Below are 18,910 nucleotides of genomic sequence, written 5' to 3' on the forward strand. Positions count from 1 at the left end.
AATATAGAACAAATATGCAACATCATTGCAATTGTTTTAGTTCATTATCAGTAATACTTTCGTCGCTTTTAAGGCTGCTCACCTAGTTTTATCAGATTGTTGCGGGCATCAACGTAATTAGGATTCCGCTTCATTACTTCTCTTAAATCTTTAATGGCTCCTTCGCGGTCACCCATACTAAAACGAGCTACGGCCCTGTCGTTATAGGCGGTATCTACGGCTATTCCGAAGTTTATCATACGGCTGTAATCGTTATAGGCTTCCTGAAACTTATTGGCTTTCAGGTAAGCAAAAGCCCGCATACCTATGTAAGCCGTACTGTCTTTTCGCAGGGTCATTGCGGCCGAAAAATCCTTGGCGGCCTGTATATAATTACCTCCGTCCCGATTAGCTATGCCGCGGTTATAGTAAGCAATAAACTTACGGTGGTCAGGCGAGCCATCGATACTTTTCTGATAAAAATCCAACGCCTTCGGGATATTTCCTTTCAGGTAGTAAGCGTTAGCCAAAGCCCCCATTAATGCGTATGACTGCACCCCTTTCGACAAAGCAAACTCACCGTAATTCAATACTTTATCTATTTCGCCCAAACGCCCGAAATGATTCGCGAGGTTTTCGTTTACAACAGGTGAGTTTGGTTCATACTTGTAAGAGTTCAAAAACAATGTGCCTGTGTCTTTGTAGGTTAATGTTTGCTTGTAAGTAAGGTACATGAATATAACTGCTACAATACCGCTACCCGCCAGCAACATTTTTTTTGACTGAATTCGCTGGTTCAGTAAATAAAATACTGCAAATATTATCCCAAAATAAGGTATGTAAGAATACCGCTCGGCCAGAATTGCCCCCCCTACCGAAAGAAACTGTAATACCAGTACTATCGTAAAAAAGAAGAACATAACACCAAAGAAAACCACCTTTTTACGCTTATAGGCTGCTATTGCCAACCCCAGAATAATAAATGCCCATATAGGAGCCGTTACGTATTCAAGTGCACCGTATTGCCCTGTTTCGGGGTATGCATAGAAATTGTGCTGATTTATCGGGATAAAGAGTTTAAACAAATAGACCAGAAACCCATAAAAGCCAAATTTGATACGGGTGCCTAAGTCAAAAACGTCGGCAATGGCCACATCGAGCGTCATTTTTTCTATGAGGCCGTTCAGGTTTTTTCCTGATTGAATTTGCACAGCCAACGCACCAAATGCAAGGGCTATTATCCAGAAAGGAGCTTTGCTCAGTATATTTTTAACGGTCAGGAAGCCTCTGTCGAACCAGTAGTCAAGTAGTAATAAGACTAACGGTAATACCACCGCCATTGCTTTTGACAAACACGATAACAAGAAGAAAATAAGGCAATAGACATAATATTTACGCTGGTTTTGTTCCAGATACTTTACATACTGGATACACGCCAGAAAGAAAAACATCGTATAGAGTACATCTTTACGTTCTGACACCCACGTAACCGACTCAACGTGCATCGGGTGAATGCCCCATAACAATGCTACCAGAAAACTTATCAGAACATTGTTCTTGGTAAGCTGGCTCGTAAACCTGAAAATAAGAAAGGTATTTACTAAATGAATTAAAGTATTTACTACAATAAAAGAACCCGCTCCCTTGCCAAATAAAGCAGAATTAAGCCACAACGAAGCCATTGTAATAGGGTGATAGTTCAGTGCGGCTTCTACTCTTAATAAACGAAGAAGGTTAGCAAAAGTAGGTGTTTGTATAAGTACGTTATCTGTTACATAGGCGTTGTCGTCCCAGTTCACAAAGCCATTCGAGAATCCTCCCGCAAACGCTATTAACACAGCTAAACCCAAAATAATGTAGGCAACAGTCGGGCTCATTTTAAAGTCACTGACAGTGTAGTCAGAAGAAAGCGCAGATGCTTTTGTTATTGGAGAATTAGGTGTGGTAGAAGGAGTGTTTTGTCGGTTCTTTTGTTTATTTTTTGCCATAATTAATCTATTTGGATTCCCGTAGGCGAATATAGCAATTTCTTTGCCAATTGTGCAAAAGCATAAATGGGTGAGGCTCGTATTGCCCCACCCGTTCTGCTTTAAAATCCGTCTTTTTCTTTTTCGGCCTCTTTCTTTTTATCGTCTTTTTTCTGTACCTGTTCTTTAGGTGCTTCGGCCAGTTTTTTAGGGTCAGTTGGTTTCTTTCCTGCTGCTTTGGGCTGTTCTTTCATGCCTCTGTATGTTTCCAGAAACATCTTTCTAAACATAATTGCCTCTGAGTAGTCAACCGAAATAACCTGATAACTCTTGTCTTTTTTCTTTTCGCCTTTGGTTACCAACGCATTAAAGGCATCGTCTGAGGAAATGATGCCCATTTCGCCATCTTTATAACCCATATAATACCAGCGTTCGCCCGATAGTTCTATGAAAATATACACTTCGTCTGTTCCTACCGGATTCTTACGGATTTCAACATAGCCGTCTACTTTTGCATTAATGTCAGTTTCGCCAATGTTAGAAATACCCAGTTTCCCCACGCTTCTGTAAGCATTTTGCTTAGGAGCCCAAACCAGTTGTAAGTCGCTGAAAACCATGGTATTAATAAACTTGGGCGAAAACTTGAACAACGGCACATACTCTTTTGCCGACTTCAGCTTATAATCTTCAATGTCTTTATCGCCAACAATCTGGGCAATTTTTGAAATTAATTGCGGAGAATTCAACTCAATGGCTGCTTCATTTACGCCTAGGTCAAGGTTGGTTTTCACGATTTTTTCTGCCATGTTAGCCAGAATTGGTTGTGCCACCGGAAAACTCACCAGCATCATGGTATTAAATTCATGATTCGAGGAGTCCAGACGCAACTTGGCAAAACCCGAGGTTTGCATATATTGCGACAGGTCTTTACTCAAGAGGTTAAATTTCCCTTCCAGATTAATAATGCCCTTTTCGTCGAGAAGTTCATATTTATTAGCAGCGGTTATTTTTTCGCCTTCTGGTTTTATACTGAATAACTTATTGGGTTCGTCACGGCGTAAAACTCCGTTACTGATAAAAACATCTTGGTCTTCATCGTTTTCTTTTGCAGACAAGAAAGTAGGATACAAACCATTGCTCGATGTAGTGGTTCGGAGATGCAGCCCTGCAAAAAGCAATGCCTCATTACTTTTCAGGTTTTTGTCTACGGTAATGGCCACTTCTTCCGACTTATCTCCTTTATACGGAATCCAGTACCCGCCCAAACGAGGGTATTTTTTCAGTACCGGCAACACAAAGCCATCAAGTGTAAGGTTTTTAACAGGGGCCAGCATCGAGATTTCGCCCTGATAAATAATACGTGGCGATAAAAACAGGCTATCACGTTCTTTTACTGTGGCGTGTGCAAAAGTAGAGTAAGACTTGGCTTTTTTAGAATTACCAGCCAGATTAGTTTCGCGCACTTCAAAGTCACCCATTTTAATATTGAAGGTATCTTTGCGCACGTTCACAAACTGATAGGAGGCATCGCCCGTAAATTTGTTTCTGGATAAAATCTGGATATTCCCGTTTCTGAGGTTATGATACCCATTCAGGGTGTCGATGGTCAGGCGGGCATTTTTGAATGGTAAAATTTCCGCATCCCGACGGATAGCTACTTTGCCTTTGTCGGGTATAATTTTAGCATCGGCCGATTTTATAAACGGAACAGCCTCTATATTAAGCGTCATTTGTTCAATATCATACACAGCCGCCCCACCATTAAAAGCAAGTCCTTCTTGCGCAGCATTGGTCGAGCTAAACACCGATGTGGCTACATCGCCTTTCATGCTGATTTTCTTATTTTTGATATTCCATTCAGCACGGTCAATATTGGTTTTGTAGGCCGCATAAGGGAAGTCGAACGACGATTGCAGGGTGCTATCATTGAAATTACCCTCATTGGTAGCTATATTTACAATGCTGGTGTTGATGTTAAAGTTAACGTTTACGTTTTTACCCAATAACACTGGCTTGGAAGCCGCCGCCGCAGGCTTGATAACAAACTGCGATTTATCGGCAATAAAGCCTTCTTTATTAAACTTGAACTGTTCGGAGGCCGTTTCGGAGTCGGTGCGGGTTAGCTTGCCTAAACCAAAAAGACCATTTTTACGCACCAGTAATTTTCCTTTCAGAGAAGATGACCCCGTATAAAAATTGAACCCTTCTTTTGAGGCAATCAGCATTGAATCGGCTTTAGGAATCCATTTCAGCGAGTAGTCGTTTATTTCTACCTGCGGAAAATAAGAACCCGGCTTGTTGGTTTCAACTATTTTTCCGGCCACCCCTTTAGCTAGCAGGGAGTCGGTCATGAAAACAATTTCTTTTGCCGTAAGAGTAGCCGCCAGATGGGTGATGTCACCCTCCGAGTGCAGCCCGTTTCCGTCCATTACCAGTGCAGAGGCAAATTTTACTGAGGTTTCGTTGCCAAACACTGTGTACTTACCCGTAGGCACTTTATGCGCAAAGCCGATGGTTGTATCGGGCATAACCCGTAGTTTCTCTTTAAAAGGCTTGAATATATTACCCGAGTAGAAAGTACCACTTAACTCAATATCTTTTACAGTCAGGCTATCAAAATCAATTTTAGGTACTTCAAACCGAACTTCCTTTTTATAGGCTTTATCTCCTCTGAAATCGTCATCGAAGTACACAGTTACGCCTTCATCGATTCTCAATCTCGGAAATTGCGGTAAATACAGTTTTCCTGCTTTGTTGTCTGGTTTATTAAGTTCCAGAAAGCCCGGTTTATCAAACTTGATTTTCCCGCCTATTTCTCTTCTGCTACCTTTCGCATAGGCATTGTATGGGGTAAAAGTAATAGAATCGATTTTAGGCAACGACAGCATATATTTTTCGTAGTCGAACACAAGATTCTGGCCTGAAAAACGATAGTTTTTGGTTTTGAACTGGCCGCTAAATGTAATCATCCGGTTTTTACCAACCTTTATTGTTTTGTCATAAGGCAGCACAAATGCTTTCAGAGAATCGCTCACATTAAATCTTTTTACACCTCTGATAATCAGGCTTTTGTCGGCCAGATTCATGGTGGCATTAGCCGTCGAATCTTTGCTGTTGCCATAAATCGACGGAATGAGCAAATCGTCAAAATCTTTTTTACCTACATAAGCCAGCAAATAATGTTGCCCTTTTGCAGTAATGCCATAAAGGTCAGTAGCAGCATTATAATACATAAAACCTTGCTGCACGGCCACCATCATTCCTGATTTAAGTATCTGGGGAGACACCTTGTTATTATTAAATGTTACCACGTCGGCAACGCTAAAGAGAGGTTTGTTGTTTTTCTGGGCAAAATTACCAGCTACCAGCAACGGATTAAACCCCGACCCACTACTTAAACCCGTCAGGCGTTGTGAGTCAAAGAAATCGAGCGATTCAAAAACAGCCGGAACCTGTGTTTTGCCTGAAACAATATAAAAATCGAGTTTACCTTCGTTCAGGCTCCAGCGCATGGCATCACATTTAATGCTCATCTGATGGTAGCTATCCGAGAAGGTAGCATCCTTAAAGCCCCCTACTTCTATTTTATTGAGCCGTAAGGTGCCGTCGGCAGGTACATAATGCAATCTTACTGCTGGATGATAGATGGAATCCTGCCCGATGTATGTAACAAAAGTAGCCGCTTGCGCGCTAATGTAGGCATCGTTTATTTCAAAGCGGGTACTGCTGGTTTTAAAAGCTACCTTGCCCTCGTTTTTAACCGTAATGGTAGAGTAGCTGTTTTTTACAGAAGAGGAGAAAATATTTTTACCTATAATAGAGAAACCACCATGATATTCGATGTTTTTGTCGATATTTTTAATGAAGGCATCGCTTTGGTATGACATAAACCTCGGATACGTAGAAGGTGCATTTTTTGCACGTTTTTCTCCCTTAAATTCAAAAACTCCTTTGATGGGTGCCGTCAGGCGGTCGGTGTAGGTAAGGGTTACATCTGAGGCGGTCAGGCGTGGGTTCCGAATTTCAAAGGAATAGTCATCAAACATAGCCGAAACCTGTGGCAAACCCTGATTCTCCCAAGTCATGCTTCCTCCCTTGCCAACAAAAACACCTTCTTTTAAAGCTACTGCGCCCGACGCTTTGGCAATACTGGCCGAGTCGCTGGCAGTTGCCATAATAAGGTCAACGTTGTTTAGTTCTATCAGTACGCCGCCTAGCACAGGCATTGTTTTTTTGTCAAAATCCTGTAAAACCTGTGTAGCAGCACCGGTGTTGTCGGCAGGTGATGGCGTTCCCCAACCGTCGTCCTGTTTTGAGTTATCGGCAGGAGCCGGCGTAGCAGCAGGTTGCTGAGCTTGTGGTGCAGATGCTGTTTCCTGCTTGGTATCAACAAATTTAAAATCGAAAGTGCCTCCTAGAGCGTACAGACGGTTAAAGTTAGAGGCATATAAACGCCGTTTTTCCAGAAAATCCTTGAAGGTTTCAAAAATGCGGGTAGTAGTTTTTGCATCATATAAATCAACAGATTTTTGTACAATAGCCAGAAGGTTATCCAGTTTTTCGTCGTTATACTTTTCTTGCTCAATTACTTTATCCAGAATAGTAAACAGGTAATAAAACTGAGGCATTTTATAACCCTTAGGACCCATTTTTTTGGAAGTACTCATCAGAACTGCTTTCTGATTGGCAGTGAAACGACTAGCCCAGTAAGACTCGAACTTGCTCCCCATAGCAATAGCTATTGAATTATTATCAGTAGCCATTATCGTTTTTATTTCGCTAATGAAGTTCTGAGGATTGTCAGAGAATCTTATTGACTGCGCCCGGGCAGAAAATGACAAAAAAATGCCACAACATAAGATAATTGAAAGGTGCCGCATAAGTGAAAGAGCAGCGAATTAGCTTCGCTTTTTTAATTTACTGATACTTAAAAACGACCGCAGCCCAATTATTCTTGCTTAGCTGAGCTATTTTTTTTAAGCCGGCAGCCTCGGCAACAACCTGAATATCAGCGATGTCTTTTTCATAAAAACCACTGATGATAAGCTCACCCTGTTTTTTCAGAAAATTCACATACAGTGGTATTTGTTGAAGCAGAATATTTCTGTTTATATTAGCCAGAATAATATCGTAGGTATCGGCAGGTTCGTTTTCAATGGTTCCTAGCCTGACGCTAATATTAGAGGTCTGGTTCAGACCAATGTTTTCGAGGGTATTTTCGACCGACCACTCGTCAATATCAAAAGCACTAATAGCACTTGCGCCAAGTTTAGCAGCCAAAACAGCCAGAATACCCGTACCTGTGCCTACATCAAGCACTTTTTTACCTTCGTGCGGAATAGTAAGCTGATGCGCCATTACCATTGAGGTTGTTTCGTGGTGGCCTGTGCCAAACGACATCTTAGGTGTAATAATGATTTCGTAAGGGAAATCAGGGCGGGGTTCGTGGAAATCGGCACGTACATATACCTCATCTCCTATCTGGATAGGCTGGAAGTTTTTTTCCCATTCTTCGTTCCAGTTCTGGCGGGCAATTTTCTTGAAGGCATAAGAAATAGCCGTTCGCTCTGCATAGGTTTCCAGCATTTGCTTCACGGCTAAATCATCAAAAATTTCTTCCTGCACGTATGCGTCCAGCCCTTCGTCTGTTTCAACAAACGATTCAAATCCTAACTCGCCCAATTCTGCCATAAGAATTTCAACAAAATCGGCATCTATCTGTAAAGTAAGTTCTATGTAATCCATGCCGTAAAGTTCGGAAATTCTTCTGACTAACAAAGCATTTATATTAAAGTCTGACAGGCACCCTTATCTCTGTGTTTTCCCAGCTTAAAATCATGTCTGCACCACCGGTAACAGGGGCAAAATCAATTTTAAACTGTTCGACAGTCTCGGCAATTTTACCAGAAGGCACTTCTACCCTCATGATATCTTTGGTTTCATCATATTGGGTTCCCCATTGGCCGGTTTGCCCGTTAAAGATAATTGTCCATTTATCAGGGGTCGGAATTGTCCATAAGGTATACTTGCCTGCTTTCAGGGTTTTATCTCCTATTTTTACATCCTGTTTTACCTCAAAAAGGGTTGCTTCGTTGGCTCCGGTTCTCCAGACCTTTCCATAAGGCACTAACTGCCCGAAAACCTGACGTTCTTTTTTGTAAGGGCGGCAATAATCGACCTTTACTTCCAGACCATTTTCTTTAAATACGGCTTTATCGGCAGGACTTTTGCTTTTAGTAAACGTAAGATACCCGAAAAAGGAAATGGCTAGTACAGCCACAGAGATTAGGACAATTCTGATTATTTTCTTCATTTTTTTAAGTTTTTATAGTTAAACGCAAAACATTTCAGTATATAAAAAAAGTTCAGGATTGTATTGGCTTACTTTGTTTTTAACTTTAAGTGTTTTTTAGGTACACGAAATAAATTGAAGTTTCTCTGCTTATTTCTGTTTGAAAATAACAACTTTGCAATAAAATGTAGTTTTAAGTTTTTCGGCAGATAGACAACCTTCATATTATTGCTGGTTTTTGTAATTTGTGAGTATTTGGTGCCCAAATATTTACATCTATGGAACAAAAACCTTTAAAATTACAGTTATTTAAATAAATTTGAGAGTTAAGAGGGCAAAAAAGATACAAAATGTTAGATATTATTCATTTACTACCAGATTCTATTGCAAACCAGATTGCAGCAGGTGAAGTTGTGCAGAGGCCATCTTCAGTAGTAAAAGAATTATTGGAAAATTCGATTGATGCACGTGCCAATACTGTTCAGTTGATTGTTAAGGATGCAGGAAGAACCCTGATTCAGGTGATTGACGACGGTATAGGGATGTCGGCAAGCGATGCCCGCATGAGCTTTGAAAGACACGCCACATCTAAAATAAGAACTGCCGACGACCTTTTTGCTATTCGCACGATGGGTTTCAGGGGTGAGGCATTGGCTTCTATTGCGGCGGTGGCTCAGGTTGAACTCAGAACCCGCCGACTGGTTGACGAAGTAGGAACGATGATTCGGATTGAAGGTTCGGAGTTTAAAAGTCAGGAGTCGGTTTCATGCCCTAAAGGCACTAATTTTCAGGTAAAAAATCTGTTTTTTAATGTACCTGCCCGCCGGAACTTTCTGAAGTCGAATCCGGTAGAGATGAAACACGTACTAGACGAGTTTCAGCGAGTTGCGCTGGCTCATCCTGAAGTTACCTTTACGCTTTACCACAACGACGTAGAAGTATATAACTTACCTTCTGGCAAACTTAGCCGACGGATTGTAGATATTTTCGGAAAAAATTACCGCGAGCAGCTAGCTACCTGCGAAGAAGAAACGCCTTTCGTAAATGTAGAAGGCTATGTAGGCAAGCCGGAATCTGCCAAAAAGGGCCGTGGCGAACAGTTTTTCTTTGTCAATAAGAGATTCATTAAACATAATTACCTGCACCACGCGGTTCTAAGTGCCTTCGAGGCCACTATTCCAGAAGGAAGCAGTCCTTTTTATGTGTTATTTTTAGAGATTGACCCCTCGCATATTGACATTAACATTCATCCGACCAAAACCGAAATAAAATTCGACGACGAAAGGGCCGTTTATGCCATTATCAGGTCGGCAGTAAGGCGTGCCATAGGGGTTTATAACCTTACGCCTACAATTGACTTTGAGTCAGACATTAATTTCGGGAATATTACCTCTACAAGCAGGTTTAGTGATATACCAACGCCTATTAATCCGGCCTTGTCAGACTTTGAGAAGCCGCGTCAGGGTTCAGGGTCATCATTGCCTCCTGTAAAAGATGATTCCCCGCGTGAGAAATCGAACAGCGAAAACTGGCGCAAACTTTTTGACGGCTTAGATAGCTTCAAGGTTAATAACCAGACCAATTTTGATTTCCAGCAAGAAGCCCCTATTACACTCGGAAGCAAGGCCAATGACATAACCGACGAAAGCAAGCATCTGGCAGAAGTAAAAGACATAAGTGCCATTCAGATTCAGAACAGATTCATTGTGGCGCAAGCAAAAAATGGGTTAATGCTTATTGACCAGAGGGCCGCTTATGAACGGATTTTATACGAAAAATATCATAATAGTTTAAAAAATAAAACCCCGTTTACCCAACAACTGCTCTTCCCGAAAACACTTGATTTCAGTGCAGCCGACTTCCAGTTGGTTTTGGAAATACAAGATACCATAAGAGCTTTAGGGTTTTCTTTTGAAGAATTCGGCCAGAATACCATTAAAATTACGGGAGTTCCGCCAGAGGTGCAGGAAGAGAACGAAAAAGAAGTTTTTGAAGGCTTGGTGCAGCAGTTCAAGACAAACCAGCGCGATTTGCACCTTGATATAGTTGAAAACGTTGCGAGGTCTTTTTCGAAAAAATCTTCTGCCAAATATATTGGCGAACTTTCAAAAATTGAAATAAATTTACTAATTCATCAACTTTTTGAGACGGCCGTTCCCGGCTATACACCTAACGGCGAACCCATCATGACCATATTGTCATTAGACAGTTTAGCCGACTTAATCAATAAAAAATAAAAGAAAAGCTATGTTTTACCTGAGCCCTGTTGTTCGTAATTTACTGATTGTAAATGTAGTTGTGTTTTTCCTGTCAAGTTTCTTAAATTCTGATTATATTGCTGCAACGTTTGCTTTTTTTAATCCGATTTTGCCCGGCAGCCCCGATTTACTAAACCCGAATTTTAAAATCTGGCAGCCGCTTACATATATGTTTCTACATGGCGGAACCACCCATTTATTAAGCAATATGCTGGGTTTGATAATTTTTGGTCCCGGAATCGAAACATTTTTAGGTTCTAAGCGTTTTTTAATATACTATCTGGTTACAGGAATCGGAGCAAGTTTTATATACTCGCTGGCAAATATTTATGATATGATGCAGTTCCTGCCAGAATCTGGTGCATATTATGCCATAGCTAAAACGCCAATGGTTGGTGCCTCAGGAGCTATTTTCGGGATTCTGATAGCCTATGCTTATCTTTTCCCTAATAATCAGTTAATTATTTTTCCGTTTCCCATACCTATTAAAGCCAAGTATTATGTGTTCCTGTACGGGGCTTATGAGCTTTATGCTGGTATTCATGGAACATCGTTAGGAATTGCCCACTTTGCCCACGTAGGTGGCTTATTAGTAGGATTTGTTCTTTTAAGGTTTTTTGGTTTTGGAAGACCCCAATATTAGTTATAAATTTGTTTAAGGAAGAAACGAGCGAGTGGCAAATTTTTTAAATGATATAAAGAATACTTTCCGTCGTGGAAATACATTGATGCAGTTGATACTCATCAATACTATCATCTTTTTGTCTTTGATAATAGCAACGTTTCTCCTTTCGTTTTTTCCGCAGGGAGAAGAGGTCCAAGACATTATTGATGACAACATCGTGCTGATTGCCCCAATAAAGGATTTCATCTGGAAACCCTGGACACTCCTTACCTATTGTTTCACCCATGATGGTTTCCTGCATTTACTTTTTAATATGCTTAACCTGTTCTGGTTTGGGTCACTTATACAGGAATTTATCGGCAGCCGGAAACTTCTAAATATTTATATCATCGGTGGTATTGTTGGTGGCTTAATTTATATAGGCATATACAACCTTCTTTCACTGGCACCACAAATCAATAACATCAGCCCAACCATTATAGGAGCCTCTGCTGCAGTTTGTGCCATTATGTTTGCGGCAGTTACGCTTCTGCCCGAATACGAGTTTTACTTTTTTGGGCTTTTTCTGATTAAAATCAAGTATATAGCTTGGCTTTTCCTGATTTTATCATTTACTATTCCTAGTAGTGGTATCTCGCACCTCGGAGGCGCACTGGCAGGGTATTCGTATATTTATTTTCTTCGGAAAGGTATTGACCTAGGCAGCCCTATTGAAACCCTCAGCGACTGGTGGTCGAGCCTATGGCGGCCCAAGCCTAAAATAAAAATTCCTCAACGAAAATATAGTGAATCAACCGTTTCGAGCAAAGGGCTAAGTACAACTGGCCTTGACCCTAACTACTTTCCTGATCAGGATGAGGTTGATGCAATTCTGGACAAAATCAATAAGTCTGGATACGAAAGCCTTACCAAAGAAGAAAAACAAAAACTTTACAGAGCAAGTCAAAAGAAAGATTAATTCAATTATTTTTTTGTATCTTTGTTGGCTTTTCTGACAATTTCATTGCAGATGATTTGCGTTTTCCCTGCTTAAACCCAAAAATCTATAAATATTTTAGTACAAGCTAAACATTTTATCATAAGTTTGGTTTAAACAGAACAGTCGACTTATAATTGATTATAAAGATATGCTCATCACACCTGGCGAACTCCTTGAACGCATCAACGACCCCTCCGATCTAAGAAAACTTGACCGAGCAGCACTTCCACGAGTATCGAACGAACTACGACAGTTTATTATAGATAATGTTTCAGTATATGGCGGGCATTTTGGTGCCAGTCTGGGCGTTGTTGAGTTATCCGTAGCCTTACACTACGTTTTCAATACACCCGACGACCAACTCGTATGGGATGTAGGCCATCAGGCTTATGGGCACAAAATCCTGACAGGCCGCAGAGACAACTTTCATACTAACCGTTTTTACGGGGGTATCTCAGGGTTTCCCAAACGCAAAGAAAGCATTTATGACACCTTTGGGGTGGGGCATTCGTCTACCTCTATTTCGGCTGCGCTAGGCATGGCCGTTGGCTCAAAAATCAATGGTAATAGTAGCCGCCAGCATATTGCTGTAATTGGTGATGGCTCCATGACAGCCGGTATGGCTTTTGAAGCCATGAACCACGCGGGTTCATTAAAAGATGCCAATGTGCTGATTATCCTGAACGATAACTGCATGGCTATTGACCCCAACGTAGGTGCATTAAAGGAATATCTTACCGACATTACTACCTCACAAACCTACAATAAAGCCAAAGACGATATCTGGAAGCTATTAGGTAAAATGAGCAATTTCGGCAAAAGTGCCAGAGAAATTGTACAAAAAGTAGAAAACGCCTTTAAAGGTGCCTTGCTAAGCCAAAGCAATTTATTTGAAGCCCTTAACCTGCGTTATTTCGGGCCGATAGATGGGCATGATATTGACCACCTTGTAAGTGTACTCGAAGACCTCAAGAATATTCCGGGTCCTAAAATACTCCATTGCCTAACTGTAAAAGGCAAAGGTTACGCGCCTGCTGAAAAAGACCAAACCAAGTGGCACGCCCCGGGTTTGTTCGATAAAGTTACAGGCGAAATAAAGAAAAAGGTTTATGACAAACCAATGCCTCCTAAATATCAGGATGTTTTCGGGCATACCATTGTTGAACTGGCCGAGGTGAATGATAAAATTGTTGGGGTTACTCCTGCCATGCCTTCGGGTTCATCATTAAACATCATGATGAAAGCCATCCCCGACAGAGCATTCGACGTAGGCATTGCCGAGCAGCACGCCGTAACATTTTCGGCAGGTATGGCTACAAGAGGTTTAGTGGTTTATTGCAATATTTACTCAACCTTCATGCAGCGTGCTTACGACCAAGTAATTCATGATGTATGTATTCAGGAGTTACCTGTTATTTTCTGCCTTGACCGCGCTGGTTTTGCCGGAGCAGATGGCCCTACGCACCACGGTGCTTATGATATTGCCTATATGCGTTGTATTCCGAACATGGTAATAGCTGCGCCCATGAACGAAGAAGATTTAAGAAATATGATGTACACCTTCCAGTTGGATGATGTACAGAAACTTAAAACTGCTTTTACTATCAGGTATCCGCGCGGCGAAGGCGTTATGCCCGACTGGCGACGCCCCCTAAGAAGAATAGCAATTGGCAAAGGGCAAAAAATCAAAGATGGTACCGATGTGGCCATCCTGACTATTGGCCATATTGGCAACTATGCCGTTGAAGCCTGCCATGCACTTGCACAAGATGGCATTAGTGCTGCACATTATGATTTAAGATTTGTAAAACCACTTGACGAAGAACTTCTACACGAGGTTTTTCAGAAATTCGATAAAATAATTACCGTAGAAGATGGTTGCCTGAAAGGAGGCATGGGTAGTGCTGTACTTGAGTTTATGGCCGACCACGAATATAACGCTAAAGTGAAACGTCTGGGGATTCCTGACCGTATAGTTGAACACGGCGAACAGCTAGAACTCCACCACGAATGTGGTTTTGACCCCGAAGGTATTGCCGAAGCAGCCCGCGAAATGGTAACCAACCGAATACTGGTTTATTAATAAAATCAGTAACGTCATATACTAAAAAAGCCGAAAGATTAATCTTTCGGCTTTTTTAGTTATTTTCACTCAAATTATTTAGCTATATTATGTAACCTTTCGCCTTAAATCTGAATTAACTTATTAGCAACTCTTGATTCGTATGACTACCTCAAAATATACACTATTCCCCTTTTGCCTGACAGCCCTGTTTTTTATCTCAGTAAAACTAACAGCACAAACCAAAACCACAGGAAAAACCCAAATGAATAAAACAGTTTTCAGAAGTAATTCTTTAACTTCTGAAAAAATAGCGGTTATTCCGAGCGGTGCGGAATTTAGTATTTTGCAAGAACATAAAGACAACATCTTTACTTGGTATAATGTAACCTATCAGGAAAAAACAGGCTGGATAACCAACACAAGTACAAATATTGTTACTAACTCAACTACCGATAACACCACCACTACCGATGCCACAGACCTCTTGTTCAAAAACGTTAAAAGTAAACTTACTTTAAAAGAGCGGCAAAGCATTTTACAGAAACTTGGGTGGGGGTTATCAAAAGATAAGAAATCATTCGTAAGCCATACTGATAAAGTTCAGCTACACCCTTTTATACCGAAGGTTTTTCCGACCGACCTCAACATGGACGGCAAAGAAGACCTCTTTATTTTGTATGGCAATACTTTTACATCAGGCACAACAGGTAGCAACCTTATACTATTTATTAAAAATAATGCAGGCGAATACCAGAAGAATCTGGACACGCCGGGGCTACTACCCGAAGCATTAAGTACTGTTAACAATAATTATCCTGACTTGGTAGTACCTAAGCCAGGGCTTGAATATTCGGTCTGGCGATGGAACAACAACAGCTATACTGCTTATAAACAAATAAATGTCATCGAATTCAAGAAATTAAAGTATACAAGCATATTCAGCTTGAGCAATACTTATCAGAATACCAGTCAGAATACCGACATAAACCCTGTGGAAGACCTTGTTGCTGACAGCACAGCTTCTTTCTATGACGAAGTATCAACAAAAAAAACTGGCATGGCATCTGTAAATAAAGTTATTTATCAAGAGAAATCAGCCCAGTCAGAACCACTCGCCGTGCTGGAAAAACACACTAGTTTCGACATACTGCTTCAGGAAAAAGAGAAAAACCTACTCTGGTATAAAATACAACACAAAGGCACAACCGGCTGGATAATGGATGGAAATATAGACGTAAAAAACGGCACAGCTGAGAATCATTCAACGCCCATAGAAACAAACACCAGCAAAATTGATGAGGCATTAGTAATGAAAATAAAAAAGATACTCAATAACGTGTATCCTCAATTTAAAAATCGGATGAAAGACATCAGATTATTGAAAGGTGAAATTGATGGCGATGCTTCAACCGATGATATACTAATACCGTGGCGAATTGATACTTATAATGAAGGTTATACAGGCCCTCAGGGTAATGGGGTATTTTCGGAAAGTTTTGGTCTATATCTGGCCACACACAAGAAAGGCTCTGGCTCATGGAACATTAATCCTGCCATATTAAACCTGAAAAATGAAAAAGGTGAAGCGCAAATTGCCGGAGTTAGCGAAGGGCAAGCAAAAATAAAAAATGGCAAACTTTATGTAGAACAACTGGAGATGGCTAATTCGGATGCTCACTGTTGCCCTTCCATTAAAAAGACGTATATTTATGTTTTCCGAAAAAATAGCTTTGTACTGGACGACTACCTGAACGAGAAAGTAAAGTACTAAGTTAGGGCGGCAGGTAAGGCACACCCTAAAAACCGAGCGGTGTCTTTATTTTCATGCTTATAGTATGAACCACAAGCCTGTATTTTTCGTTACTTTCTAAATAATCTGCCTTATACTAGTGAGCGAAAAACAATTGAATGATATTGACCTGACTGGCTATGAACAAATAGAAGTTTTAGGTGCCAGAGAACATAATCTTAAAAATATTGATGTAAGTATTCCCCGCAACAAGCTGGTTGTGATTACGGGTATTTCGGGCAGTGGAAAATCTTCTCTGGCCTTTGACACCATCTATGCAGAAGGGCAAAGGCGTTATATGGAGAGTTTCTCTTCTTATGCCAGAAGTTTTATTGGAGACATGGAAAGGCCAGATGTTGATAAAATCAACGGGCTTTCGCCAGTAATTTCTATCGAACAGAAAACTACTTCTAAAAATCCTCGTTCGACGGTTGGCACTACCACCGAAATTTATGACTTTCTGCGTTTGTTTTATGCCCGCGCCAGCGAAGCCTTCAGCTACGTAAGTGGCGAAAAAATGGTAAAACAAACCCAAGACCAGATTATTGACCAGATTCTGCAACAATTTGAAAATCAGAAGGTTACTTTGCTGGCTCCTTTAGTAAAAGGGCGTAAAGGACATTACCGCGAATTGTTTGTGCAGATTGCCAAATTAGGCTATAACAAGGTAAGAGTAGATGGGGAAATTATGGAGATAAACCCCAAAATGCAGCTCGACCGCTATAAAATACATGATATTGAAGTTGTCATTGATAGAATTGTACCAAAAGCTGACGACCGCTATCGCCTGAGCCAATCGGTTAGCACGGCCCTTAAACAGGGTAAAGGCTCAATGATGATGCTCGACACACAAGGTAAGTTACAGTATTTTTCTCAGAACCTGACCGACCCCCGCTCAGGCATTTCGTATGAAGACCCCTCGCCCAATAGTTTTTCGTTTAATTCGCCTTATGGTGCTTGCCCTACTTGTAACGGCTTAGGCACTATTGAAGAAATAACCGAGGAATCAATCATCCCTGATAAATCGCTGAGTATTAGCAGAGGCGGTATTGCTCCGCTGGGCGAATACCGCGACTTATGGATTTTTAAACAGATAGAAATTATTCTGAAAAGTTTTAAATCCAATATATCAACGCCTATTGCCAAACTACCACCAGAAGCCCTAAAGACTATCCTGTATGGTAGTGAAGACCCCGTGGCAGTACCTTCAAAAAAATATCCGGGCACTGAATGGAATACCACCTTTGAAGGTGTAATTACTTTCCTGAAACGCCAACAGGATTCCGACAACGACAAAATTCAGGAGTGGGTACGCGATTTTCTGGTTATAAAAACCTGCCCCGATTGTAACGGTTTACGCCTGAAAAAAGAGTCTTTGCACTTCAAGATAGACAATAAGAATATTGCCGAACTGGCCGAAATGGACATTCGGGAAATTGCCGACTGGTTTAGTAATATAGAAACCCGTATTTCGGACAGGCAAAACACCATTGCGCGTGAAATACTGAAAGAAATTCGGAAAAGGCTTGGATTCCTCTTAGGTATTGGGCTTGACTACCTCACGCTGAATCGGCCTCTGAGAACACTCTCAGGAGGAGAATCGCAGCGTATCAGGCTGGCTACCCAGATTGGAACCCAATTAGTAGGCGTGCTTTATATCATGGACGAACCAAGCATTGGGCTACACCAGCGAGACAACGTGAAATTGATTCAGGCTTTGAAAGATTTGCGCGATTTAGGCAATACGGTTCTGGTTGTGGAACACGACAAAGACATGATGCTGGAATCGGACTATATTCTTGACATTGGCCCGGGTGCAGGAAGGCACGGCGGAAATATTGTAGGGAAAGGAACCCCTCAGGAGTTTCTTAACAACAGAAGTACTACTTCGGATTACCTGAGCGGACGCGTAGCTATTGAAATTCCTGCCGAGCGCAGGGCCGGCAATGGAAAAGCCTTGGTTATTAAAGGTGCAACAGGGCATAATCTGAAAAACGTTACTCTTAAACTACCGTTGGGCAAAATGCTTTGTATTACAGGCGTAAGTGGTAGTGGTAAATCATCGCTCATTCATGAAACCTTATTTCCGATTCTGAATCGCCATTTCTATAATTCAAAACGAGAACCGCTTCCTTATAAATCGGTTGAAGGTCTTGAATTTATTGATAAAGTAATAGAAGTTGACCAAAGCCCTATTGGGCGCACGCCAAGAAGTAATCCGGCTACTTATACCGGAATGTTCTCCGACATCCGAACGCTATTTGCCGAATTACCTGAGGCCAAAATCAGAGGCTATAAACCCGGCCGTTTTTCATTCAATGTGAAAGGGGGGCGTTGTGAGGATTGCGAGGGAGCAGGGATGAAAAAAATTGAAATGGAGTTTTTACCCGATGTGCACGTAGCTTGTGAAACCTGCAAAGGAAAGCGTTTCAACCGCGAAACGTTAGAGGTACGTTTCAAAGGAAAATCTATTGCAGATGTACTCGACATGACCGTTGAGCAGGCATTAGAGTTTTTTGAGTTTCAGCCAAAGATTTTCAGAAAGGTGCAGACGCTCTTCGAGGTTGGGCTGGGTTATATTACCTTAGGGCAACATGCCACTACGCTTTCGGGTGGAGAGGCGCAACGCGTAAAACTAGCCGAAGAGCTATCAAAGAAAGATACCGGAAAAACTATGTATATTCTGGATGAGCCTACTACTGGATTACACTTTCAGGATATACAAAAATTGCTTGAGGTTTTACAAAAACTGGCCAATAAAGGTAATACCGTACTCATTATTGAGCATAATCTGGATGTAATAAAGGTTTCGGACCATCTGATAGACCTCGGGCCGGAAGGCGGTAATAAAGGGGGGCAAATTATTGCAGAAGGTACCCCAGAGCAGGTAGCCAAAGTAAAAGGCAGCTACACAGGGTATTTTCTGAAACAGGAATTAAAGTAAAGCCCATAAATT

The 18,910-nt window shown here is 41.3% G+C and carries 10 protein-coding genes; 6 read left to right on the top strand and 4 right to left on the bottom strand.

Annotated elements, in window-relative coordinates; genetic code table 11:
* Positions 1–68 precede the first annotated feature (68 nt).
* The 4 genes from WAA15_RS06655 to WAA15_RS06670 all read right to left on the bottom strand — a co-directional run bounded on the left by WAA15_RS06655 (position 69) and on the right by WAA15_RS06670 (position 8,259).
* Positions 69–1,967: a tetratricopeptide repeat protein gene (locus WAA15_RS06655; RefSeq protein WP_337041905.1), complete on the bottom strand. Its 1,899-nt coding sequence runs from the start codon at positions 1,965–1,967 to the stop codon at positions 69–71.
* 101 nt (positions 1,968–2,068) lie between these two features.
* Positions 2,069–6,709, bottom strand: coding sequence for a hypothetical protein (locus WAA15_RS06660; protein ID WP_337041907.1), 4,641 nt, complete (start codon positions 6,707–6,709; stop codon positions 2,069–2,071).
* A gap of 154 nt (positions 6,710–6,863) precedes the next feature.
* The gene (gene prmA, locus WAA15_RS06665; RefSeq protein ID WP_337041909.1) at positions 6,864–7,691 is read right to left on the bottom strand and encodes a 50S ribosomal protein L11 methyltransferase; all 828 of its coding nucleotides are present in this window, start codon (positions 7,689–7,691) and stop codon (positions 6,864–6,866) included.
* Positions 7,692–7,734: 43 nt separating this feature from the next.
* Positions 7,735–8,259 (bottom strand): DUF2911 domain-containing protein, encoded by a 525-nt coding sequence (locus tag WAA15_RS06670; protein WP_337041911.1) that lies wholly within the window; start codon positions 8,257–8,259, stop codon positions 7,735–7,737.
* Positions 8,260–8,588: 329 nt separating this feature from the next.
* Between WAA15_RS06670 and mutL the strand changes: the two genes are divergently transcribed.
* From mutL to uvrA, 6 genes are all read left to right on the top strand, one after another.
* Complete coding sequence (mutL, locus tag WAA15_RS06675) at positions 8,589–10,475, top strand: DNA mismatch repair endonuclease MutL (RefSeq protein ID WP_337041913.1); 1,887 nt, start codon at positions 8,589–8,591, stop codon at positions 10,473–10,475.
* 10 nt (positions 10,476–10,485) lie between these two features.
* Positions 10,486–11,139 carry a rhomboid family intramembrane serine protease gene (locus WAA15_RS06680; protein ID WP_337041915.1) on the top strand — a complete coding sequence of 218 codons (654 nt, stop codon included), beginning with the start codon at positions 10,486–10,488 and terminating at the stop codon, positions 11,137–11,139.
* 31 nt (positions 11,140–11,170) lie between these two features.
* Complete coding sequence (locus WAA15_RS06685; RefSeq protein WP_337041917.1) at positions 11,171–12,079, top strand: rhomboid family intramembrane serine protease; 909 nt, start codon at positions 11,171–11,173, stop codon at positions 12,077–12,079.
* Positions 12,080–12,248: 169 nt separating this feature from the next.
* Complete coding sequence (dxs, locus tag WAA15_RS06690; RefSeq protein ID WP_337041919.1) at positions 12,249–14,183, top strand: 1-deoxy-D-xylulose-5-phosphate synthase; 1,935 nt, start codon at positions 12,249–12,251, stop codon at positions 14,181–14,183.
* 142 nt (positions 14,184–14,325) lie between these two features.
* On the top strand, positions 14,326–15,936 hold the full coding sequence (locus tag WAA15_RS06695; RefSeq protein WP_337041921.1) for an SH3 domain-containing protein: 1,611 nt from the start codon (positions 14,326–14,328) through the stop codon (positions 15,934–15,936).
* 118 nt (positions 15,937–16,054) lie between these two features.
* On the top strand, positions 16,055–18,898 hold the full coding sequence (gene uvrA / locus WAA15_RS06700) for an excinuclease ABC subunit UvrA (protein WP_337041923.1): 2,844 nt from the start codon (positions 16,055–16,057) through the stop codon (positions 18,896–18,898).
* Positions 18,899–18,910 lie beyond the last annotated feature (12 nt).

The sequence above is a fragment of the Emticicia sp. 17c genome (assembly GCF_037153985.1).
GTDB lineage: Bacteria > Bacteroidota > Bacteroidia > Cytophagales > Spirosomataceae > Emticicia.